We start from the raw sequence: 22952 nt of genomic DNA on the forward strand, positions 1-22952 counted from the left end.
GTCAGATGCGGGGCGGGGCGGTGGTCCGGCCCGGCAGGAAGGTCGTGCCAAGCATGATGCGCCGGCCCTGCGTCTTGCGTTCCGGGTTGAGCAGCATCCGGCCGGCCTGCCGGCCCTTGTCCACGACGGGCTGGACGACGGTCGTCAACTGAGCGTCGATGGCGCTGCGGATCCCGTCGAACCCGGTGACCGACACGTCCTCCGGCACCCGTTGCCGGCGCCTGGTGAGTTCCTCGATAGCCCCCAGTGCGAGGACGTCGCTGGTGGCGATCAACGCGGTGATGCCGGGATCCAGCGAGAGCACCTCGGCGGCCGCCGATGCGCCGGCCTCGACGGAGTGTTCGAACCGCTCCACCACCGGTATGCGATCCCACGCAACGCCGGCCGAGGAGAACGCATCGTTCAGACCCGAAAGGCGGTTGCGCTGCACGTGGTAGTGAGCCGCCTGCTGCCGCTCGATGGAGACCGGACCGTCGAGTTTGGCGCGGCCGAGGCGCATCGTGATGACGCCGATCCGGCGGTGCCCGAGGGCGATGAGGTGGTCTGCCACCCCCCGGATCGCTGCCGCATCGTCGATCCCGACGAGGTCGGCGCCGGGGATGCCGGGTTGATCGCAGATGACGGACGGCACCGGCCGGGCCAGCGCAGCGGCGAGGTGGGGATCGTCATCAGGCATGGAGTAGACGATGAATCCGTCCACCGCGGCACCGGCCACACCGAGCACATCCTCGGCATCCGGGCGTGCGGGAACGAGCAGCAGTCCGACCCGGGCCTCGTCGCACTCCAGCGTCAAACCCTCGAGGAAGGCGACCGCCCCCGGATCGCGGAAGGCGTACGAGACCTGCTCGGTGAGCAACAGCCCGACCGCGCCGGCCTTGCGGGTCCGCAGCGAGCGCGCGACCGGGTCCGGCCCCGGATAACCCATCTGCCGAGCGGCCTCCATGACCCTGGCCCGGAGCTGCGGGGACAGCTGGTCCGGCCGGTTGTACGCGTTGGAAACCGTGGTCCTGGAGATGCCCAGCTCAGCGGCCAAGGACGCCAATGTTGCCGGCGGCCGCGAGCGGGATGATCGTTCCACGGACACACGGTATCCGCTCGGAGTTCATCCGCTCTTCAAGGGGCGTGCTCACCGGCCGATGGAGGCGTGTTTCGCAAAACGGACAGTGCGGACAGGCGTGGTAAACGTTTTCCCGAGCCCTTCCCATCGACGGCGAGGTGTTCTATCGTCGAGACGCACACAACGCCGACACCGGCTGACGAGCCCTGCGACGACGCGGGCCCGCCCACCTCTGGCCCCGCAACGGCGGCCAACGGAAGGACGTGACAATGGCTGACGTCAAGTACGAGGACGCCTCACGGATCTACGCGGGCGACCCGCCCGTTCGCGCGGTCGACAGCTTGAACCTGGACATCCCCGACGGCGAGTTCCTTGTCCTCGTCGGCCCCTCCGGTTCCGGTAAGTCCACCGCACTCCGGATGCTCGCCGGCCTCGAGGACATCAACGAGGGCCGCATCATCATCGGCGGCCGCGACGTCACCCACGTGCCGCCGAAGAACCGCGACATCGCGATGGTCTTCCAGTCCTACGCGCTGTACCCGCACATGACGGTCGCCGAGAACATGGGCTTCGCGCTCAAGCTACGCGGCGTCAACAAGGCCGAGATCGCCACCAAGGTGCGCGAGGCGGCCGGCCTGCTCGACCTGGAGAAGTACCTCGACCGTAAGCCGAAGGCGCTCTCCGGTGGCCAGCGGCAGCGCGTCGCCATGGGCCGGGCCATCGTCCGCGAGCCCTCCGTCTTCCTGATGGACGAGCCGCTGTCGAACCTCGACGCCAAGCTCCGGGTGGAAACCCGCGCGAACATCGCCGAACTGCAGGCCCGGCTCGGGACCACCACCGTCTACGTCACCCACGACCAGGTCGAGGCCATGACGATGGGTCACCGCGTCGCGGTGCTCAAGGACGGCATCCTGCAGCAGTGCGACACCCCGCGGACCCTGTACGACAAGCCCAACAACGTCTTCGTCGCCGGTTTCATGGGCTCGCCGTCGATGAACCTGCTGACGCTGCCGCTGGTCGCCGATGGCGCCAAGCTGGGCGAGACCGTCGTGCCGCTGCCCCGTGAGCTGATGGCGGAAGCCTCGGAGAAGAACCTCAAGGAGGTCGTCTTCGGTGTGCGTCCGGAGAACCTGACGCTGAGCGGTGAGGGCCTGCCGGTCACCATCGATCTCGTCGAGGAGCTCGGCGCGGACTCCTTCGTGCACGGCCACACCCCGGAAGGCGGCCGGATGGTCATCCGGACCGACGCCCGGGTGCACCCGCAGAACGGCTCCACCGTTCGCGCCACCGTGACCGACAGCGACCACATGCACGTGTTCGACCCGAACACCGGTCAGCGGTTCCGGTCCTCGTCGGCCGTCGTCGCGGACTCGTCGCCGGTCGTCTCGCACGACATCCCGGCCGCCGGCAGCTCGGCGTACGTGAAGGACTGACCTGCACTTCTGCTGAAGTAGTCCGCCGCAGGGGCGGCCCGGATGCCCGGGTCGCCCCTGCGGCTGTTTTCGGGTCAGGGCGGTTTTCCCGGGTCCCCCGCGGCTGGTTCCAGGCTCCCCGTGTTGTGTCCCGCCCGCTGCTGTTTTTCAGGCGTGCGCGGCCGTTTCCAGCTCCGCCGTGCGTTTTCCGGCTCCCCCGGGCGTCCACTGCCACACCAGCAGGGTCCGAAGGCCCGATCTCCCTGCAGAAACGACACTCGACCGGGTGGCGCCGAGGGAGGGTGGCGCGGCGCGCGAATGCTGCTGGGCCGGGGCGGTACCGGGTCGGGTGGGGCGCCCGCTGCCCACCGGAAGCGCCCCGAGAGATCGGAAGCCCGCTCAGACCGCGACGGGCTCCCGTACCGGCCTGGGCGCCCAACCGCGGCGCAGCCGGCGGGCGCCGACGATCCGGCACACCACGTAGATCAGGAACGAGATGGTGGTGACGTACGGGCTGATCGGCAGGCTCCCGCCCAGCGCAATCATGATCCCGCCGACGACCGACACGGTGGCGAACAGCACCGACAGCACTGGCACCCACAGGGCTGACGCCGTCACCCGCATCGCCGCGGCGGCGGGCGTCACCAGCAGTGCAAGCACCAGCAGCGCTCCGACCACCTGCACCGCCATGGCCACCGTCAAGCCCAGGATGATCATGAAGATCGGCGACAGCGCGCGGACCGGGACTCCCCTGGCGGCGGCGATCTCAGGGTCGACGGTGGCGAACATCAGGGGGCGCCAGAGGATCGCCAGCGCGACGGTGACGACGACACTCACGCTGAGCATCCACAGCAGCTGCGGGTCGTCGACCGCGACGATCTGCCCGATCAGGCCGCCGAACTTGTTCGCCGTCCGCCCGGGGTAGAGCGCGAGGAACAGCACGCCGAGGCCGAGGCCGAACGGCATGAGGACCCCGATGATGGACGACCGTTCACGGGCCCGGACCCCGAGTACCCCGATCAGCAGGGCCGCGATCAGCGACCCGAAGATGGACCCGATGACGACGTTGAACCCGACCAGCAGCGCGAAAGACGCTCCGGCGAAGGACAACTCGCTGATGCCGTGCACCGCGAAGGTGAGATCGCGCATCATCACGAAGACGCCGATCAGCCCCCCGATCACCCCCAGCAGCGCCCCGGCGATGATCGAATTGTGAAACAGCGCCAGCAGCTCGCCGTAGTTGGCGAAGTTGAACATCTTGTCCCAGAGGTCCGTCACGGCCGGACCTTCCCGAATCGGCCGGTGCGGTCGCTCTCGCCGTGATCCCCGCCGCTGTGGTCGTTCTCGGCCAGGTGGTAGCCGGTGCTCGGGTCGTTGGACGCCACCACGATCACCCGGCCCTGCGCCCTGACCACCTCCACGGGTGCTCCGTAGAGCTCCGTCAGGCCCGCGGAGGTGAGCACCTCGTCGGGCGTCCCCAACCGGAACTTGCCACCCGCCAGGTAGAGCACCTTGTCGACGTAGTCGAGGACGGCATTGATGTCGTGCGTGACGAACAGCACCGCGGTGCCGTGGTCGCGGCGCCGCCGGTCGAGCAGTGCGGCGACCTCCTGTTGGTGGCGCAGGTCCAGCGCGGCGAGCGGCTCGTCGCACAGCAGGATCGAGGGGTCGGACGCCAGCGCCGAGGCGACCCGGACGCGCTGCAGCTCACCGCCGGAGAGCATGGAGACCGGAGCGTCCGCCAAGTCGGCGGCGTCGACGGAGGCGAGGAGAACATCGATCCGTGACCGCACGGCGTGACGGGACGCCGCCCGGCCGATCGGAAGACCCCAACGGTGCCCGTCCAGACCCATCCGGACGAGATCCCGCGCCCGGATCATCGTTCCCTCGTCGATCGCCACCCGTTGCGGGACGTAGCCGACGGCCGTGGAGCCACGCCGCACCGGCTCACCCGCGATCCATGCCTGGCCGCGGGTCAGGTGCTGCTCACCGAGGAGCACCTTGAGGAGACTGGTCTTCCCTGATCCGTTCGACCCGAGGATGGCGACGAACTCGCCCTGGGCGATGTCCAGGTCCAGCCCGTCCCACAGCACCCTGTCGCCGTAGGCGAGGCACGCGTCCCTGGTCCGCACGGCAGCGGGCCGGATGCGCAGATCAGTGAGCGGAGCAGCTCGCACCGCGGGCACGACTCCGCCGCCGGGCGGGTTCCCGGCCTCGGGGAGGGTGGCACGGCGGCTCATGACGGGCACGGCTCCTGGACGCTGAAGTGAGAATCGCTCTCATCATGCTAGCCCAGTTGCCGGTTGAAAGTCAGCCGCTGGCCGCCACGCGCCTGCGCCTGGCCACCTCCGCGAGCACCACTCCGGCGGCCACCGAAGCGTTCAGCGATTCGACCGACCGTGCCATCGGGATGGACACCGTGACGTCGCAGACCGTCCGGGTCAGCCTTGCCAGGCCGCGGCCCTCCGACCCGACGACGATGACGAGCGGCGACGTGGCCAGCTCGAAGGTGTCGGTGTCGGTGGTCCCGTCGGCGTCCAGCCCGGCGATCATCAGGCCCTGCTCGGCGTAGTCCTTGAGCGTCCGCACCAGGTTCGTGCAGCGGGCCACCCGGATACGAGCGGCCGTACCCGCCGACGTGCGCCAGGCAGAGGCCGTCATACCCGCACTGCGCCGCTCGGGCACGACAACGCCGTGCGCCCCGAAGGCCGCGGCCGACCGCACGATGGCACCAAGATTCCGCGGATCGGTGACGCCGTCCACCGCCACGATCAACGGGGGGCGACCCGAGTCCTTGGCCCTGGCGAGCAGGTCGGACGGGTGCGCGTACTGGTACGGCGGAACGACCAACGCGAGACCCTGGTGAATGGCGTTGCCGGTGAGCCGGTCCAGCTCCGGGCGGGCCACCTCGAGCAGCGCGATACCGCGGTCGCCCGCGCCGGCGATGGCCTCGTTGACCCGTTCATCGGCGGCAAGCCCCGTCGCGACGTACAGCGCGGTGGCCGGGACCCCCGCGCGCAGGGCTTCCACCACCGGGTTTCGCCCGACCACCGTCTCCGGCAACTCACCCTTGCCGCGGGCGGGCGGCTTGCGGGTCGGTCCATCGCGGCCGTCGCGTTTCGCGGCGGCCGCGGCCCGCCGTGCAGCCGGATGCCCCTTGCGGATCTCAGCGGGTGGGGTCGGGCCCCTGCCCTGCACCGCCCGGCGGGACTGACCGCCCGAGCCGACGACGGCACCCTTCTTCGTACCCGGCTTGCGCATTGCGCCCCGCCGCTGGGAATTGCCTGCCATGACGCCTCCACTTGAAAACTCAACACCATCATTCGCGCACCGGAATGCGGCCAATTCGGTCGACCGAACCCCGCGGGCTCAGCCACCGGCGCGGATCATTTCTCCGCCGGCGGCGCCACCGACCAGATCGGTCCGTCCCTGGTGTCCTCGATGGCGAATCCGGCTTCCGCGAGCCGCACCCGAATGGCGTCCGCCCTGGCGAAATCCCGCTCGGCACGGGCGGCGGCACGCTCGGTCAGCAATTCGCCGATCAGCTTCCCGGTGGCCTCCATCAGCCGGCGATCCTGACCGCCGGTGGATGCGGCTGCACCGACCCACGGCGCGGACCACGGATCGAGCCCCAGGACAGCCATCATCGCCCGCACCGACGAGCCGATCCCGGCAGCGAGCTCGGCGTTTCCGGCGGCCAGCGCCGCATTGCCCGCGCGCACCTGGTCGTGCACGACGGCGAGCGCGCGCGGCACTCCGAGGTCGTCGTCCATCGCGTCGCGAAACGCCGCCGGCACCTCGCCGAGCGGCACTTCCGCACCGGATCCGGATCGGTCCTGGTCCGCCACCCGGTACAGAAATGCCTCGATCCGATCGAAGGCCTTCGCCGCATTGTCCAGGGATTCACGCGAGTACTCGATGGACGAGCGATAGTGCACGCTGATCAGGTAATAGCGCAGCGCAATCGGACGGGTGTGCTCGGTGATGGCAGGGACCGACAGGATATTGCCCAGCGACTTCGACATCTTCTCGCCCTGCATGGTGACCCAATGCGAATGCATCCAGTAGCGGGCGAATCCGTCACCGATTCCGTGCGATTGGGCCGCCTCGTTCTCGTGGTGCGGGAACACCAGATCGAGCCCGCCACCGTGGATGTCGAACACCGGCCCGAGATACGTCCGGGCCATCGCCGAGCACTCGATGTGCCAGCCGGGACGGCCGGGGCCCCATGGTGACGACCAGAACGGCTCGCCGGGCTTCGCCGCCTTCCAGAGGGTGAAATCGGCGGAATCACGCTTGCCGGCCGCCTCGGTCTCGCCCTGCACCATCTCGTCGATCCGCTGACCCGACAGGAACCCGTAATCCGACTGTGTGCGAACCGCGAAATAGACGTCGCCTTTCGCCGCGTACGCGTGTCCTTTGTCGATGAGCTCGGTGATCATCTCGATGATCTGCGGAATGTGACCCGTCGCGCGCGGCTCGATCGCCGGGCGAAGACAACCGAGCGTGTCGTAGGCATCGTCGAAACTCCGCTCGTGCGTCGCCGCCCATTCCCACCACGGGCGGCCCGCTTCGGTCGCCTTCGCGAGGATCTTGTCGTCGATGTCCGTGACGTTCCGCACGTGCAGCACCTCGAAGCCGCTGAACTCGAGCCAGCGACGCAAGACGTCGTACACCACGCCGGCTCCACGAAGGTGCCCGATGTGGGGATGCCACTGCACCGTTGCGCCGCAGTTGTACAGCGAAACCACACCGGGACGCAGCGGCTCGAATGGCCGAACGGATCTGGTGGCGGTGTCGTACAGCTGCAGGCTCACCCGACGATGGTACGGGGCACGGCCTCGTCACTCCCGCGCTGACGATAGATGCGGCTCTCCCATGGGCGGAGCACGATCGTGTCGCCGGACTCTGCCGGGTAGTTCGCCAGCACCAGCTCCGCAGCCGCCCAGCCGGCTTCGTCCGGCACGGCGGCCCTGGCGGTAGAGCCGGAGAAGTTGCCCAGCACCAGCAGCGTGCTGCCTTGCCAGCTACGGGTGAACGCGTAGACCTGGGGGTCCTCGGGAAGCAGCATCTCGAAATTTCCGTGCGCGACCACGGGATCGGAATGGCGCAACGCGATGACCGCCTTGAAATGCGCGAGCACAGAGTCAGGATCGCCAAGCTGCCCGGCGGCGTTGATCTCCGGGTAATTGGGATTGACGGCGATCCATGGCTCGCCGGTGGTGAATCCCGCCGACGGACTTCCGTCCCAATGCATCGGGGTTCGCGCATTGTCCCTGCTGCGAACGCGCAGCGAAGCGAGCACATGTTCGGGATCGTCGCCTGCCGCGATCGCCGCGGCGTAATGATTCACCGATTCGATGTCCCGGAATTCATCCGGTCCACCGAACGGCACATTCGTCATGCCGAGCTCTTCACCCTGATACACGTACGAGGTTCCGCGGTGCAGATGCAACACGGACGCGAGCATCTTCGCAGACTGCACGCGGAATTCACCGTCGTCGCCGAATCGGGAAACCGCCCGCGGCTGGTCATGGTTGTCCCAGTACAGACTGTTCCACCCGCTCTCGGCCAGCCCGGCCTGCCACCTGCCGAGGCTGGCTTTCAGGTCGAGGAGCTGCAGCGGGCGGACGTCCCACTTGCCGCCGGGGCCGAAATCCAGCGAAACGTGCTCGAACTGGAACACCATGTTCACCTCCCGCCGAGCAGGATCGGTGAACAGAGCAGCGTCCTCGACCGTGACTCCTGGCATCTCACCGACCGTCAACAGAACCTTCGGACTGCCGGCGAAGACCTCCGCATTCATTTCCTGCAGGAATTCGTGAATACGCGGCCCGCTCAGGAAATGCGCGGACCCGTCCCCGTGGACGCCACCGTGCAAAGTCGAACCGTCAGGGAGCGAGGTGTCCTTCGAGATCATGTTGATGACGTCCATGCGGAAGCCGTCGACGCCTTTGTCGAGCCACCACCGCATCATCTCGTACACCGCGGAACGGACAGCCGGATGCTCCCAGTTCAGGTCCGGTTGTTTCCGGGAGAACAGGTGCAGGTAATATTCACCGGTCGCTTCGTCGTATTCCCAGGCTGAACCGCTGAAGAACGACGCCCAGTTCGTCGGTTCCGCCCCCGGCGCACCCGGCTCCATTCCCGGACGTGCCGGTCGCCACCAATACCAATCCCTTTTCGGGTTGTCGATACCCGACCTCGATTCCACGAACCACGGGTGCTCGTCGGACGTGTGATTGACCACCATGTCCATGACGAGCTTCATACCGCGCTGATGGACGCCCTCAATGAGGGCATCGAAGTCATCGAGAGTGCCGAAGGTGGGCTCGATGTCGGTGTAGTCACTGATGTCGTAGCCGTTGTCGTCCTGCGGCGAGGGGTAGACCGGCGAGAGCCACAGGACGTCGACCCCGAGCTCGGCGAGGTAGTCCAGCCTCCCGATGATCCCCCGCAGATCGCCGATCCCGTCGCCGTCGGAATCCGCGAAACTGCGCGGGTAGATCTGATAAACCACTGCCTGCTTCCACCACGGTTCGTCGGCGGCGCCGTGCGGAGACGCGCTATCGGTGGACACCGGGGCCGTGCTGGAGTCAGCGCTGTTCACGATCTGAATTGCTCTCTCTCAAACGGACAAATGGCACAGGTGGCCGGCAATCCACCGGCCGTGCGCTCGATCAGCCGTTCGCTTCCTGGAAACGCTCGACGATGTCGGACGGAACGCGGCCGCGGGCGGAAACCTTGTAACCCTGTTCCTGAGCCCATTCCCGGATCGCTTTGGCGTCGACCCGCTCGGACGCGGCGCGGGAAGCCTTGACGACGGGGCGACCAGACCGCACACGACGCGCCGACGCCGTGTATTCACCGAGGGCCTTACGCAGGGCGGCCGCGTTCTTCTTGCTCAGATCGATCTCATAGATGCGGCCGTCGAGCCCGAAGGAGACGGTTTCCGCGGCCTTGCCCCCGTCCAGATCATCGGTCAGGGTAACTGTGGTCTGCTGTGCCATCTCGCTGTGCCTTTCTGGTGTGCGACGCATTATGTGCATACCGGCGCATCGATGACATCACCTCGACCGGCACCCCGCAGCGGAAGCCCTGCAGTGCAGGACTCCTGGCTGGGGTGGGTGTCAGCTACGTCTCCCGATCGACCGGCTCGCGCTGGAACTCCGGCGCGCTACCAGGGTAACCCCTCATCTGAGGAAGAGAACCTGATTGAACCAACAATAGCCGAACTTGTTTGTGCAATTACCCGCCGCGGGTCAGACAGCGGCGGCCAGGTGTAAGCGCGCAAAGGAGAGCGCCTGCGCCAGGTCGTCCTCCCGCTGGCTCCGATCAACTCCCCGGGTGGAAATCTCGACAACCACGGAACCGCCAAAGTCGTTGTGCGCCAGCATTTCCAGAATTTCACCGCATGGTTGCCCGCCCCGTCCCGGGACCAGGTGTTCGTCCCTGGCCGAGCCGGATCCATCGGCCAGATGAAGATGCCCCAGCCGGTCACCCATCATCGCGGCCAGTTCGAGGGCGTCCGTCCCGGAGGTGGCGGTATGCGAAAGGTCGAGCGTGTACCAGCGGTGGCCGGCGGACACCGGATTCCAGTGCGGACGGTAGCTATTCACGATCGCGCCGCGGACCTTGACCGGGAACATGTTCTCCACCGCGATCCGCACGGAAGTGCGTGCCTGGAGTTCGGCAATTGACGGAGCGAAGATGGCTGCGGCCGCTCGTTGCCACACAAATGGTGGATGCACGACGACGGTGTCGGCGCCGAGCCGTTCGGCCATGTCGACCGAGCGGGCGAGTTTCACCAATGGGTCGGTGGACCACACCCGTGCGGTGACCAGGAGACAGGGCGAATGCACCGAGAGCACCGGAATTCCGAACTCGTCGATCAGACCGGCGAGTTGGTCGGCGTCCTGGCTGAGCGCCTCGGTCTGCACCATCACCTCGACGCCGTCGTAACCGAGCTCCGCGGCGAGCGCGAAGGCCTCGGCCGTACCCTCCGGATAAACCGCCGCGGTCGACATTCCGACCTTGACCGGCGGAATTCTGATGACCGGGTTACTTCCGGTGCGCGGCGCAGCACCGATCCCTGCAGCGGTCGTCGGCGGGACGCCCAATTCGGCGTCGTCGGCGTATCCGCTCACGGTCCTGCCTCTCGCGCTCGCTCTCCGCCGAATTCGACGGACCCGAGGAGCCAACGCTACCTGCGGGCGCTCAGGCTTCCAGTTTGTACCCGAGGCCGCGAACCGTGATCAGGTAGCGCGGGGCTGCCGGATCGGGCTCTATCTTGGCTCTGAGCCGCTTGACGTGGACGTCCAGTGTCTTCGTGTCACCGACGTAATCCGATCCCCATACCCGGTCGATCAGCTGTCCTCTGGTGAGCACCCGACCCGCATTGCGGATCAGGTATTCCAGCAGATCGAATTCCTTGAGCGGCAGGGACGCCTGAACGCCGTGCACGCTGACCACATGCCGGTCGGTGTCCATCCGGACCGGGCCGGCCTGCAGGATCGGCGACGACGCCTCTTCCGCGTCTGTACCGCGACGCAACACCGCGCGGATCCTGGCGATCAGCTCCCGCGTCGAATACGGCTTGGTGATGTAGTCGTCGGCACCGAGTTCGAGTCCGACCACCTTGTCGATCTCGCTGTCGCGGGCGGTCAGCATGATCACCGGGACCGCCCCGCGGACCCGGAGCTGCTTGCAGACCTCGGTACCGCTCATCCCGGGCAGCATCACGTCCAGCAGCACGATGTCGGCCCCGTTGCGGTCGTAGGCGACCAGGGCGTCCGGGCCGTTGGTGGCGATCTCCGTGCTGAAACCCTCTCGGCGGAGCAGGAAGGCCAGCGGATCGGCCATCGACTCCTCGTCCTCGACGATCAGAACCTTGGTCACGAAACTCCTCTTGAGGCTGCTTCGGGTGCGTTGGGGGGTGCGGTGTGAGTCGGGGTGGCCGACGCGGCTGCGACCGCCTGGTTGCCGGTGGGCGCCTCGAGCGCCGGGAGCCGCAGGGTGAAGGTCGAGCCGGTGCCCGGCCTGCTCCAGACGGTCGCCGAGCCCCCGTGATTGGCCGCGACGTGCTTGACGATCGCCAGCCCGAGCCCGGTGCCGCCGGTGGCCCGGGAGCGGGCGGGGTCGATGCGGAAAAACCGTTCGAAGACCCGCTCGGCGTACTCCGGTGCGATCCCGACACCCCTGTCGGTGACAGCGATCTGAACGAAACCGTCGGCCACACCCCGGCTGATGGAAACCTGGGTGCCGGCCGCCGAGTAGCTGATCGCGTTGTCGACGAGATTCGTCAAGGCGGTCACCAGCAGAGCGCGGTCGCCACGCACGAGCAGGCCGGAGCGGTTGTCGCTGATCACCCGGATCCCGGCGCCTTCGGCCGCGGTGGCCACCCGGGCAATCGTCTCGTCGACGACGGCGTCGACCTCGACGACAGCGAGATCGGGCAGCGGGTCGGCGCCCTGCAGGCGGGACAGCGCGATGAGTTCACCGACCAGGGCGCCGAGCCGCACCGATTCGGCCTGCAGCTTTCCGGCGAACCGGCGGACCTGCGCGGGATCGTCGGCGGCGTCGACCGTCGCCTCGGCCAGCAGGCCCATGGCGGCCACCGGTGTCTTCAGTTCATGGGAGACGTTGGCGACGAAATCCCGCCGCGCCGCCTCCATCCGCTGGGCGGCGGATTCGTCGGTGGCCGAGACCAGGATGCGATCCGCGCCGATCAGCTGGACCACCGCGACGACGCTCGGCGTCGTGCGCGGCGCGGTCAGCGACGCGCTGCTGCTGACCTGTTCGACCTCGACCTCGATGCGCTCTCCGGAGACCGCACAACGGGCGGCCGCGGCGAGGATCCTCCCGTCGACGATGCCGGCGTGGAGGACACCCAGGGCGCCGGCCCGATGGTTGTAGAGCAACGGCCGGCCCGCCGGATCCATCACCAGGTAGCCGGTGCTGGAGTACCGCAGCACCTCAGCCTCGAGCGGTTCGGCCGCCACCGGCGACGCAAGCGCGTAGGGGATCTCGCGGCGGTCCACCAGGTAGTACACGAGCCAGCCGAGTACTGCGCCACCCAGGAAGGCGGCAACGTACCCGAGACTCGACACACCGTGATGGTAGGTCCGTGACGAGCACGGCCGGGAACGCTCCGCCGTCCGTAGTGCGGAAAGCGCAGCGGGCCGCCGGGGTGTTCATCCAACGTTCACCCGGCGGCCACCTGCAGGCAGGGACCTGCCCCGTCCGCTACCTGCTGGTTCGCTACCTGCCCTGGTTCGCCACGGCTGTGATGGCGGCGGCGGCCGCGTCCGGGTCGAGGTAGGTGCCGCCCGCGTTCACCGGCTTGAAGTCGTCATCCAGGTCGTACCGCAGCGGGATGCCGGTCGGCAGGTTCACCTTTGCGATCGCCTCGTCGCTGATCCCGTCGAGCATCTTGACCACCGCCCGCAGCGAGTTGCCGTGCGCGGTGACCAGGACCGTCTTGCCGTCCTTCAGATCGTCGAAGATCGGCCCGTACAGGTAGGACTCCATCCGCGCGACGACGTCGGCCAGGCACTCGGTTTTCGGGTTCGCGTCGCCCAGATCGGCGTACCGCGGGTCGTCCGCCTGCGAGTACTCGTTGGTGTCGCTGATCGGCGGCGGTGGCGTGTCGTAGGAGCGGCGCCACAGCATGAACTGCTCCTCGCCGTACTGCTCGAGCGTCTGCTTCTTGTTCTTGCCCTGCAGGTCGCCGTAGTGCCGTTCGTTCAGCCGCCACGAGCGGCGGACCGGGATCCAGTGCCGATCGGCCGCATCCAACGCCAGGTTGGCCGTGGTGATCGCCCGACGCAGCAGGGACGTGTGCAGGACGTCCGGCAGCACACCTGCATCGGTGAGCAGGGAACCGCCACGGATGGCCTCCGCGGTGCCCTTCTCCGACAGCGGCACGTCAACCCAGCCGGTGAACTGGTTCAACGCGTTCCAGGTGCTCTCGCCGTGGCGCAACAGGATCAAGGTCGTGGTCATGTCGGCATTGTTCCGTAGTCCGTCGGCGATCACCTGTCGGGGGCCGACGTCGCGGAGGCGTCGTTCGGGCTCACCCTGCGCGGCAGGAAGTCCGGATCAGCGCTGACCGGCGCCGACCGGTTCGGGCTCCGCCGTGGGAGCCGTGTCGGGCGCCTCAACTCCGGTCTCCCGGTCCCGGATCATCCGGCGCGCCGCCGAGCGACGCCGGGCCAGTCGCCGGGAGCACCACCAGAGCAGCGCACCGACGGCGACGACGATCGGCAGGAAGGGCAGCAGGGCACCGACCACACCGCCGCTCCACGAGAGGAACTCGAGCAGCGACGACCAGCCCGCCTTGATGCCGGCGACGAAGCCGCTGTCCGCGGTGGCCGGGGGCGGTGCGTCGTCGGCCGAAACCGCGGTCAGGCTGAGCCCGATGGTGGAGAGGGCGACCTGCCCGTCGAGCGCCGCCTTCTGCTGCTGGAGCGACTCCAGGTCCGCCTCCCGCGCCGCGAGTTCCGCCTCGATCGAGATGACGTCGCCGATGCTCGTCGCCTCCGACAGCAGCGCCCGCACCCTTGCGACGCTGGCCGTCATGCTCTTCACCCTGCTGTCCACATCGGCCGATCGACCGGTGACGTCCTCGCTACTCTCGGTTCGCCGGGTCACCTCGCCGAGGCCGGACAGCTTGCCCAGGACAGAGTCGTACTGAGCGGTCGGCACCCGCAGGCTGATGGTGAACTGTGAGCCGCCACCCTCCGCGGAAGCCTGGAAACCGCCTGCGGCAGTGGCGATCTGACGCGCCGAGCCGGCGGCTTCGGATGCCGCGGCAGCACGGGCAGCGGCGGCGGCATCCCGGTCGGCCGTCCCGTTGCCGGTCGTCGGGACGGGCCCGACCTCGAGCCGAACGGCGAGGTCGGCAGTCCGGATCACCTTGCCGTCGGCAGCAGCCATCGCGGGTAGATCGGCGGCCTCCTGCGGAGCGTCGGCCGCGGGCGCTGGTGCGCCATCCGGCGCCGAGAGTTGCCCGGCGGCATCTGCGGACCCGACCCCGAATTCGGCTGCGTCGCGGCCCGCCGGCGCCTCGGCCGCAGCGGCGACAGTTACCTGCGCGGCGTTCTCACTGCTCGCCGTGCCGGTCCCCGCCGTGCAGCCGGCCAGCAGCACACCGCCGGCCAGCACCGCGACGATGCACCGTGACGTTCGACGAACCAGCGATGCGCTCATGGTCTGCTCCCTGCCGGATCCGCGGTGCGTCCGCACCGTCTGATGGGCATGACGGCAGCGGGACGCTCAGCGGATGCACGCGGCGAGGTCACGATTGCGCAACCGGCCCGGTGTGGGCGACGGGCCGGTGTGGGCGACGGGCCGGTGTGGGCGACAAGCCGTGTATCAACGGGCGGCGAATGAACCGATGCCTTGGGACGGACGCACGCACGAGCGGAAATGCAGCGGAACGGTTCAGCCGACGCGGAGTGGCCGGCTCACGGAGTCGGCGTCGTCGTGCCCGTCGGCGAAGTCGTGGTCGTCGACACAGTCGGCGCCGGAACGGTCGACGTCGAGGCTGCTGAAGGGATCGCTGACGTCGTCTCGGCAGCAGTCGCTGTCGGCGACGGGTCGGTGCCGGACGCGGTGATCGTCAGCCCGGAGATCGACAACCCGGTGATCACCGACCCGGTGACCGACAACGCCGTGATCGAAGCGCTTGTCGATGACGACGTGCTACCGAATCCGGTGCCGGAGGTCCCCGTCTTGGAGGAGTCGGTGCTCGACGACCCGGTGCCGGACGAGTCGGTCAACGAAGTGTCCGTCGTGGGCGTAGCGCTGCTGGTTGTCGAGGTCGCCGTGGTCGGCGAAGTCGCCGTGGTCGTCGAGGTGGTCGTGGTCGTCGAGGTGGTCGTGGTCACCGGGGTGGTCGTGGTCACCGGGGTGGTCGTTGTCGGTGAGGTCGGCACAGCCGTCGTGGTCTTGGGCGGAGTGGTCGGCGTCGGCCTCGACGTGGAGGTGGACGTCGGCGGCCGAGAGGTCGGTGGCTTGGAGGTCGGTGGCTTGGAGGTCGGTGGCTTGGAGGTCGGTGGCTTGGAGGTCGGCGGCTTGGAGGTCGGCGGCTTGGAGGTCGGTGGCTTGGAGGTCGGTGGCTTGGAGGTCGGCGGTGCCGGCTTGGTCGTCGGCTTGGCCGGCGTCACCGGCTTGGTGGTCGGATTAACCGGCGTCGCGGGCCTGGTCGTCGGCGGCGCAGGTGCGGCCGTCGACGGAGCGGGAGGCACGACGGCCGGACGGGTCACCACGGGGGCGGGCCACGGGCGGGGCCGGATGCGCGGGATGGTCGCCTCGTAGGTGCGCTCGCCGATCGTGACGCTGCTCGACGAATCGGTGAAGTCCGAACCGGTGCCGTCGTAGGACACCAGCGGGAGACCCGAGCCGCCCGTCACGATGGAGCTGAAGTCGGCGACCTTCGGCGCACTCACGGCGGGGCCGGTCCAGTAGCGGTGAACCCGGTCGTCGAAGTCGGTCCGGGTGAGCGGAACGATGTGGATCGGGGTGCCGACCCAGGACGCCTCGAGGATGTACGGCCGGCCGCCGAAGGTGCCGAGGTAGATCGCGACGTGGCCGGGGAAGCCGACGATGTCGCCGGGCAGCGCCTGCGCCCAGCTGATCGACGTACCCGAACCCCGCTGCGACCCGGAGTCGCCAGGGGTGCGGTAGCCCGCCATGCCCAGTACGTACGCCGTCAGGCCGGAGCAGTCGAACCCGACCTCGGTGCCGCAGCTGTTGTAATCGCCGCCGCCACGGGAGCAGCCGTTGTTGGGTCCGGCGCCGGAACCGCCGCCGCCCCAGACGTACGGCAGGCCCAGCGCACTGAAGCCGGCGGCCAGACCTGCTGCCACCGCCGCATTCGGCGCGGTGATCTTCTGGCCGGCGAGCGCGGCGGAGACGTACGGGCTCTTCGGGATCGTGACGGTCTTGCCGGCCGCGAGCACGGACGACGAGGTGGTGGTCGACGCGCCGCCGCCGGTGGATCCGAAGTACTTGCGGAACAGGTAGAAGAAGTTCCGGTTGCCGTAGGCGGAGCAGCGGTCCCCGACGCCGGGGTAGGCGGCGAGTGCGGCGGCGTTGGGCTGGTACGGCGTGTAGTTGTACAGCGAGGCCGTCGCGGTGTTCTTGATGCTCACCGGGGCCGAACCGCAGCCGGTCTCGGCGACGTTCCACATGATGTTGACCGTCTGCCCGGCGCGGTAGTTGTACTTCTCCGGATCGAGCCGGTAGCGGGCCCACTGCTTGGCCATGCCGTAGCCCTGGTTGAAGAAGCCCGCGTAGGCCGGGTCGCAGTTCGCGGATCCGCCAGGCCCGGTATCGGGGCAGTGCCACCCCCACGCCGCGTTGTAGGTCGAGGCGCTGGGATCGGTCCTGTTGAGCAGGGCCGACTCCTTCTGCAGCGTCACCAGCATGACCTGCGGGTTGATCCGGCAGGCCACGGACACCTTGGCGATGACGGTCGCCGCGTCCTCGTTGAGCCCGCCCGGGTAGGCCGCGCAATAGCGGTCGGCAGGCAGGTCGGGGGTGCTGACCTCCAGGTTCTTGAGGCAGTAGGGACCGGTGCAACCCTCGCCCTCGGCCCGCAGGAAGATCCGGATCTGATCGACCGTCATCGCGGCCGAGTTGTAGAACACCGAATCGGAGACGATGTTGCCGGCGTCGAAGGCCGATCCGGTCGCCGCTGCGGTGGCGGGCGCAGGCGTACAGGTGACGTCGTCCTGCTGCAGCACGACCGGGTCCATCAGCCGGTCGGCGAGGTCGGTGGCCATGTCCTGGTACCGGGCGAACCGCTCACCTGTCGTGGTCTTCTGGACTACGTCGCCGATCTCGTAGTTCGCCCGCGGGTCGGTGTCGTACTCCGGGACCAGCTTCAGCAGCTGGTCGTAGAACATCCACGAGGCGCCGCCCGGTTCGGTCCGGCGGTACTGCGTATAGGTGACGGGGTTCTGCTGGAACAGACCCAGCCAGTCCTTGTTGAGCGCCTCCGGCCGCAGGCTGGACTGCTCGGTGGCGACCGAGAGGCCGATCTCGATACCGCGCCGGGTGATGCCCATCTGTTTGCCGACCGCGACGATGACGGCCGCCATCTCGGTCTGGCCGCCGTCGAGGGTGACGCCGCCGAAGGTTCCGCCGTCCTTGAGATCCGCAGGCAGACCCTCAAGGTTGCCGAGCGGGGCCGGGGTTCCCGAGCCCGATTGCGTCGTCGGCTCCTGCCCCGGAAGGCACACCGGGGGCGTGGTCGGTGCGGTGGCACTTGCTGGTGCCGCGACGGAAGGTGGATCGGCGGCCGCACCGGTCGCGACGGCCATGGTGGTGACGACGGCCGCGGACACGGTGATCGTGAGCAGCTTTGCGGCGCGCACCAGCACTCTTCGTGCTCGTGATTGCGGCCCGCCCACGGACAATCCCCCACTGTTGAAGCCGGCCGCCTCAACCAGCTCTGCCGGTCCGACGATACTAGACGTCAGCACCGACTGTGATATTGATCGTAGTCACTGTACGTGCCGGGAAGCATTGCCCCGGAAGGGTTTTTCTCTCCCGGACGGGTGAAGTTCATCCCGGCGGAGTCGACCGTTTCGTCACAACGGTTACAGAACTCCGCCGAAGGAGTCTTTCGCCGTGCTCAGTTGCTCGCGTCCGCGACGAGATGCCGGAAAGCCGCGAGGTTTCGGACCGATTCGCCGCGGGAAGTGCGCCAGGCCCACTCCCGCCGGATCGCGCCGGCGAAGCCCCGCTCGAGGATCGGATTGAAGTCGGCATCGGCCGTCTGCAGGACGACGCCGAGCACCGTGTCGAGCTCCTCCGCCGACAGGCTTCGCCGATCCAACCGACCGACCAGGTGGATGTCGCCGTCCATGTCGAGCGCGTAGGCGACGGACCGTAGCTTCGCATTGCGCTGCAGCAGGTAGCGGTAGACGTCCTCGGCGTTCTCGTCGGGAGCCCGGCAGACGAACGACTCCACCAGCACGTGATGGGCCCCGACGACGAGCCAGACCAGCGTCCGGTGCCGGCGTTCCCCGGCGAGCGTGACGAGGAAGGCGTCGGCGGAGTCCCTGGTCACCGGGACGCCCAGCGCCTCCAGCGCCGCACCCAGTTCGTCTGCGGTCACAGCCGCCGTCAGCCCTGCACCGTGCGGAGCAGTCGCGGGTCGGCGATCGCCAGCGGGGTCCCGTCGACGCGGGTTCCGTGCAGCGCGCGCCGGTAGCTGTCGAGCAGGCCGTCGACCGTGACCTCCCAGGAGAAGCGGGCCGCCTGCAGCGGGGCGCCTGCGGACAACGCAGCGAGCCGGGCGGGATCGAGCACAACCCTCGCGATCGCGTCGGCCCAGGTCTGCGGATCATGATCGCCGACCAGCAGACCGCTGATCCCGTCGGCGACGGCCACCGTCAAGCCACCGACGGCCGCCGCAACGACCGGCGTGCCCGACGCCTGCGCTTCGAGGGCCACCAGTCCGAACGACTCGTTGTAGCTGGGCACCGCGACGACGTCGGCCGCCCGGTACAGCTCGACCAGGCCCGCCGCCGGGATCGGGGGCCGGAAGTCAAGATTGCCGTCGACGCCGAGCCGCGCGGCCAGCTCGTCGAGCCGGTGTCCCGAACGCCTGCCGGTGCCCGATTCGCCGCCGACGATCACGGCACGCCACCGCCGGTCCGGGTACAGCGCCACCAGCCGTTCGACGGCCTTGACCACCACGTCCGGGCCCTTCAGCGGCTGGATGCGCCCGGCGAACACGATCACCAGCTCATCCGGGTCCAGACCGGTGGCCCGGCGCGCGGCCACCTTGTCGCCGGGGCTGAACACGTCGGTGTCGACACCGGGCGGCACCACGTCGACGCGGTCGGGGTCCGCGCCGTAGAGCGTCACCAGCTCGTTCTTCTCGGCGTCGGTGTTCGCGATCAACCGGTCGGCCTCGGCGACCACCTGCTCCTCGCCGATCAGCCGACCGCGCGGTTCCGGGTCGTCGTCCTGCGCCAGTGCTGCGTTCTTGACCTTGGCCAGTGTGTGGGCGGTGTGCACCAGCGGCACACCCCACCGGTCGCGCGCGAGGTAGCCGACCTGGCCGGAGAGCCAGTAGTGGGAGTGGACGACGTCGTAATGCCCCGGCGCGCTCCGCGCCTCTGCCCGCATCACCCCTGCCGCGAAGGAGCAGAGCTGGCCGGGCAATTCCTCCTTCTCCAGGCCCTCGAACGGCCCGGCGACGATGTGCCTGACCAGCACTCCGGGAACCAGCTCGGCGACCGGCGGCTGATCCGATGACGTCGCCCTGGTGAAGATCTCCACCTCGACACCCCTGGCCGCGAGCCGGCGTGCGGTCTGGTCGACGTAGACGTTCATTCCGCCGGCGTCACCGGTGCCGGGCTGCGCCAACGGGGACGTGTGCAGCGAGATGGCGGCGAGGCGCCGGATGCGTTCCGGCACCTTCCCGTTCGACGCGCGCGCGTCCGCCCACTGTGTCCCCATGATCACCGCAAAGATACGCGCGGCTACAGCGCGGACAGCATCTGCCATTCGTCGTAGGAGTAGATCCAGTCGTAGATGTAGTCCGCCTCCGTCATCGGCGTGCCGGTATTGGTCACTTCGACCGGATCTCCGTACATCGCCGACTTGTAGTAGTCCTCCGCATCCCCGACACCCATGTTGACGCACCCGTGCGAGACATTTGCCTTACCGAGGAACGGTGTGGTCAAGGGGTTCTCATGGATGAACTCGCCGTTGTTGTTGATCCGGACGGCCCACTTCTCCTTGACGTTGCAGTAGTCGAACTGCGGGTTGCACATCTCGAACTCGGGAAATTTCTCGGTCACGACATGGATGCCGCTCACCGTGTTCCGGCCGGGCACCGACTCCTTGCCGTAGGACACCGGGTAGTTCTTGGTCACCTTCCCGTCGACCAGGACGACCATGCGGAAGCTCTTGACGTCGGCCTTCACGATCTGCGACCGGCCCACCTTGAAGTCGGTGACGATGTCCTCCCGGCCCCAGGCGTCGGCGCCCAGCTTCACCCCGGCAAGGTCCGCCTCGACGTGCACCTTGGTGTTGGCGGGCCAGTACTCGGCCGGCCGGAAGTGCACGATCGACTGCTCGACGCCGGTGCCCTGGATGTCCTCGTCCTGCAGCCACCCCCAGGAGCCCTCGATCTCGCCCTTGTTGGTGGTCAGCTTGAAGGTCTCCTGGGCGGCGGCCTTGTCCTCGACCGGCTCGGCGAACGTGATGATCACCGGGGCGGCCACCCCCACCGTCGTTCCGCTGGGAATCTGGAACGACGCCCGGATCGTCTTCTTGGGTTTGACGGTGGTCAGCGAGCCGCTGATCGGCGACTCCTGCCCAGCCGCGTCGACGGCGGTGCCGTTGAAGGTGTACTTCGTGTTGTAGGCCAGTCGCTGCGCGAGCGTCCAGGTCGCCTTGTCGTCGGAGATCTTCCCTTCGACCTCGACCCCGTCGTCGGCGGTCACCGAGATGTCCTTGATGGTGGCCGAGAAGACGGTGACGGTGACAGGGTCGTTGGGAGCGACGTCCTTCGAGCCGAACTTCGGCTTCGAGGCCACCCTGACCTGACTGGACAGTGCAGGGGAACTGCTGGCGGCGGCCTGCGACTGGTCGATACCGGAGACGGTCACCGCCGGGGCCGCTGTCGAGGTCACCGTGACGACGACATCCCCCTGCGAGCCGGCACACCCGGCGATCAGCATCAGCACAGACAGTGCAAGGGCGATTGCCGCGGCGATCCGGCCACGCAGTCCCCCGATGGGCGAGCGTCGCACCGTGATGGTCCTTCCTGAGCGCGCCCGCACCTGCCGGCGCCGGACTGCTGCGGGTTCTTGTTGGTCGTGCTCGAGCGGTGTTCCGGCACGCGTGCCGCGTCGTGTTCCGACCCGACCACCGTAGGCCGATCACGTGAGGTTCTCGTGACGAGGTGCTGATCATGCCGGGCCGGCCACCCGGGCGGCGCATCGTCAGTCGCTGAGCGACACTCCCACGAGCACCGGCTCAGGATGCAGCGTGACGCCGAACGCGGCGCGCACGCCGTCCCTGATCTCTGTCGCCAGCTCGAGCAGATCCCTGGTGCTGCCGCCGCGGTTGGTCAGCGCAAGGGTGTGCTTGCCGGACAACGCGACCCGCCCGCCGGGGCCCTGATGGCCCTTGGAGAAACCGGCGCGCTCGATCAGCCAGGCAGCTGACAGTTTCACCGCGTCCGAGCCGGCGACCGGGTACGACGGGTAACTCGCGGCCGGGCCGAGCCTGTCGTGGATGTGCTTGTCGACGAGCGCGGCGGCCGTGGGGTCGAGGATCGGGTTGGTGAAGAACGAACCGGCGCTGTAGGTGTCGGGGTCGTCCGGGTCGAGCACCATGCCCTTGCTCCGCCGCAGCCCCAGGACTGCCTCGCGCACCGCTGCCGGCGACGCCGACTCCCCCGGCGCGACGCCCAGGGTTCGCGCCAGTTCGCCGTAACGGACGACGACCGGCGCCCGGGTGAGCCGCATGGTGATGTCCACGATGACCGCGCGGTTCGTGCCGCGCAGCGTGGAGTTGCGGTAGCTCAGGTGCAGGTCGGCGGCGGGGATTTCGGTGACGTCTCCGGTAGCCCGGTCGTAGACGGTGACGGCCGTCAGCACCTCCGCGATCTCCGTGCCGTACGCGCCGACGTTCTGTACCGGGGTGGCTCCGGTGGATCCCGGGATGCCGGACAGCGGGGCGAGCTCCCCGAACCCTTGCACCGTCAGCTCGGCGACGACGCCGTCCCAGTCCTCGCCGGCGCCGACGGTCACCAGGGCACCGCCGTCCGGCTCGTTGCGGACGGTGATGCCGGGGATCGCGACCTTGACGACCGGGATGTCGATGCCGTCATCGGCGACCACCAGGTTGGAACCACCGCCGAGGACCAGCACTCCCGAGCCCACCCGGTCCGCGCCACCGACAGCCTCCGCGACCTCGGCCGCCGTCTCGGCCCTGCGAAGGTCGGGCGCCGGCCCACCCAGCCGCAGCGTGGTCAGGTCGGACAGGCGAACGGGATTCGGCACCAGCACAGGGTACGGAGCGGCCAGGACGAAGCGGGATGGCCGTTCGGGCTACACCACGCCTCCCCCAGCGCGCGGTCGCCCCGCCCGGCCCCAACACCGTTCACTGAACCGCTACGTCGCACAACCCGCCCTCTCGCGCCACGGCAGCGGGAACGAGAAGGACAAGATTGACTATGTGTTGCTGTACCCCACGATCACCACACCCGCGCTCGGCGCATCTGACCACGCCGCCGTGACCGCCGCCCTGGCCTTGGACTGAACGGCCCGAGGCACCAAGTACGAAAAAACACCGCCTCGCAACACCGCGCAGCTCTCACCGCTTGACACCGATCAGCATGGGTTGCCTGTCAGGTCCTGATCTGGGGACGGTGTCCGGCAACGCGGTGCCGACGCACGAAGGCCATGTTGCTGATCAGCTTGGACGTGAGCGTCGACCGAACTGTC

The 22952-nt window shown here is 68.5% G+C and carries 17 protein-coding genes and 2 pseudogenes; 1 reads left to right on the forward strand and 18 read right to left on the reverse strand.

The window, feature by feature from the left end; genetic code table 11:
• Position 1: 1 nt before the first annotated feature.
• Entirely contained in the window at positions 2–1078 is a 1077-nt protein-coding gene (locus ACVBEQ_RS13915) for a LacI family DNA-binding transcriptional regulator (protein ID WP_447153899.1), read from the reverse strand.
• A gap of 248 nt (positions 1079–1326) precedes the next feature.
• On the opposite strand from ACVBEQ_RS13915, the gene ACVBEQ_RS13920 reads away from it, so the two are divergent.
• The gene (locus tag ACVBEQ_RS13920; RefSeq protein ID WP_447153900.1) at positions 1327–2490 is read left to right on the forward strand and encodes an ABC transporter ATP-binding protein; all 1164 of its coding nucleotides are present in this window, start codon (positions 1327–1329) and stop codon (positions 2488–2490) included.
• A 378-nt stretch (positions 2491–2868) separates the two neighbouring features.
• Here the strand turns inward: ACVBEQ_RS13920 and ACVBEQ_RS13925 are convergent, their stop codons facing one another.
• From ACVBEQ_RS13925 to ACVBEQ_RS14005, 17 genes and pseudogenes are all read right to left on the reverse strand, one after another.
• The gene (locus tag ACVBEQ_RS13925; RefSeq protein ID WP_447153947.1) at positions 2869–3726 is read right to left on the reverse strand and encodes a metal ABC transporter permease; all 858 of its coding nucleotides are present in this window, start codon (positions 3724–3726) and stop codon (positions 2869–2871) included.
• 17 nt (positions 3727–3743) lie between these two features.
• A complete protein-coding gene (locus ACVBEQ_RS13930; RefSeq protein ID WP_447153901.1) occupies positions 3744–4709 on the reverse strand; it encodes a metal ABC transporter ATP-binding protein in 966 nt (321 codons plus the stop codon).
• Positions 4710–4779: 70 nt separating this feature from the next.
• Positions 4780–5760, reverse strand: a complete 981-nt coding sequence (rlmB, locus tag ACVBEQ_RS13935) for a 23S rRNA (guanosine(2251)-2'-O)-methyltransferase RlmB (protein WP_447153902.1) — start codon at positions 5758–5760, stop codon at positions 4780–4782.
• 95 nt (positions 5761–5855) lie between these two features.
• The gene (gene cysS, locus ACVBEQ_RS13940; RefSeq protein WP_447153903.1) at positions 5856–7286 is read right to left on the reverse strand and encodes a cysteine--tRNA ligase; all 1431 of its coding nucleotides are present in this window, start codon (positions 7284–7286) and stop codon (positions 5856–5858) included.
• Positions 7283–9049 carry a glycoside hydrolase family 13 protein gene (locus tag ACVBEQ_RS13945; protein ID WP_447153904.1) on the reverse strand — a complete coding sequence of 589 codons (1767 nt, stop codon included), beginning with the start codon at positions 9047–9049 and terminating at the stop codon, positions 7283–7285. The genes cysS and ACVBEQ_RS13945 overlap by 4 nt, the downstream gene beginning before the upstream one ends.
• Before the next feature lie 100 nt (positions 9050–9149).
• Positions 9150–9479: a histone-like nucleoid-structuring protein Lsr2 gene (locus ACVBEQ_RS13950; RefSeq protein ID WP_447153905.1), complete on the reverse strand. Its 330-nt coding sequence runs from the start codon at positions 9477–9479 to the stop codon at positions 9150–9152.
• A gap of 252 nt (positions 9480–9731) precedes the next feature.
• Positions 9732–10496 carry a sugar phosphate isomerase/epimerase family protein gene (locus tag ACVBEQ_RS13955; protein ID WP_447153948.1) on the reverse strand — a complete coding sequence of 255 codons (765 nt, stop codon included), beginning with the start codon at positions 10494–10496 and terminating at the stop codon, positions 9732–9734.
• A gap of 190 nt (positions 10497–10686) precedes the next feature.
• Positions 10687–11367 (reverse strand): response regulator transcription factor, encoded by a 681-nt coding sequence (locus tag ACVBEQ_RS13960; protein WP_447153906.1) that lies wholly within the window; start codon positions 11365–11367, stop codon positions 10687–10689.
• On the reverse strand, positions 11364–12578 hold the full coding sequence (locus ACVBEQ_RS13965; protein ID WP_447153907.1) for a sensor histidine kinase: 1215 nt from the start codon (positions 12576–12578) through the stop codon (positions 11364–11366). Before ACVBEQ_RS13965 ends, ACVBEQ_RS13960 begins: the two co-directional genes overlap by 4 nt.
• A 151-nt stretch (positions 12579–12729) precedes the next feature.
• The gene (locus ACVBEQ_RS13970) at positions 12730–13473 is read right to left on the reverse strand and encodes a phosphoglyceromutase (protein WP_447153908.1); all 744 of its coding nucleotides are present in this window, start codon (positions 13471–13473) and stop codon (positions 12730–12732) included.
• Between the two features lie 96 nt (positions 13474–13569).
• Positions 13570–14679 (reverse strand): DUF4349 domain-containing protein, encoded by a 1110-nt coding sequence (locus ACVBEQ_RS13975; protein ID WP_447153909.1) that lies wholly within the window; start codon positions 14677–14679, stop codon positions 13570–13572.
• A gap of 495 nt (positions 14680–15174) precedes the next feature.
• Positions 15175–15549: pseudogene (locus ACVBEQ_RS13980) on the reverse strand (hypothetical protein); the annotation flags it as partial.
• A 410-nt stretch (positions 15550–15959) separates the two neighbouring features.
• Positions 15960–17798, reverse strand: a pseudogene (locus tag ACVBEQ_RS13985) (C40 family peptidase); the annotation flags it as partial.
• Between the two features lie 314 nt (positions 17799–18112).
• Entirely contained in the window at positions 18113–18598 is a 486-nt protein-coding gene (locus ACVBEQ_RS13990) for a type III secretion system chaperone family protein (protein WP_447153910.1), read from the reverse strand.
• A gap of 8 nt (positions 18599–18606) precedes the next feature.
• Positions 18607–19950 carry a D-inositol-3-phosphate glycosyltransferase gene (mshA, locus tag ACVBEQ_RS13995; RefSeq protein WP_447153911.1) on the reverse strand — a complete coding sequence of 448 codons (1344 nt, stop codon included), beginning with the start codon at positions 19948–19950 and terminating at the stop codon, positions 18607–18609.
• A gap of 23 nt (positions 19951–19973) precedes the next feature.
• Positions 19974–21251 (reverse strand): L,D-transpeptidase, encoded by a 1278-nt coding sequence (locus tag ACVBEQ_RS14000; RefSeq protein WP_447153912.1) that lies wholly within the window; start codon positions 21249–21251, stop codon positions 19974–19976.
• 192 nt (positions 21252–21443) lie between these two features.
• The gene (locus tag ACVBEQ_RS14005; protein ID WP_447153913.1) at positions 21444–22508 is read right to left on the reverse strand and encodes a UDP-N-acetylmuramate dehydrogenase; all 1065 of its coding nucleotides are present in this window, start codon (positions 22506–22508) and stop codon (positions 21444–21446) included.
• Positions 22509–22952: the final 444 nt, after the last annotated feature.

Source organism: Nakamurella sp. GG22, assembly GCF_052976845.2.

Bases quoted from the DNA above. Each gene is read 5' to 3' on its own strand.
- ACVBEQ_RS13920 (WP_447153900.1), top strand. From the start codon at position 1,327: ATGGCTGACGTCAAGTACGAGGACGCCTCACGGATCTACGCGGGCGAC.
- ACVBEQ_RS13925 (WP_447153947.1), bottom strand. From the start codon at position 3,726: ATGTTCAACTTCGCCAACTACGGCGAGCTGCTGGCGCTGTTTCACAAT.
- ACVBEQ_RS13930 (WP_447153901.1), bottom strand. From the start codon at position 4,709: ATGAGCCGCCGTGCCACCCTCCCCGAGGCCGGGAACCCGCCCGGCGGC.
- rlmB (WP_447153902.1), bottom strand. From the start codon at position 5,760: ATGGCAGGCAATTCCCAGCGGCGGGGCGCAATGCGCAAGCCGGGTACG.
- ACVBEQ_RS13950 (WP_447153905.1), bottom strand. From the start codon at position 9,479: ATGGCACAGCAGACCACAGTTACCCTGACCGATGATCTGGACGGGGGC.
- ACVBEQ_RS13955 (WP_447153948.1), bottom strand. From the start codon at position 10,496: ATGTCGACCGCGGCGGTTTATCCGGAGGGTACGGCCGAGGCCTTCGCG.
- ACVBEQ_RS13970 (WP_447153908.1), bottom strand. From the start codon at position 13,473: ATGACCACGACCTTGATCCTGTTGCGCCACGGCGAGAGCACCTGGAAC.
- ACVBEQ_RS13975 (WP_447153909.1), bottom strand. From the start codon at position 14,679: ATGAGCGCATCGCTGGTTCGTCGAACGTCACGGTGCATCGTCGCGGTG.
- mshA (WP_447153911.1), bottom strand. From the start codon at position 19,950: ATGGGGACACAGTGGGCGGACGCGCGCGCGTCGAACGGGAAGGTGCCG.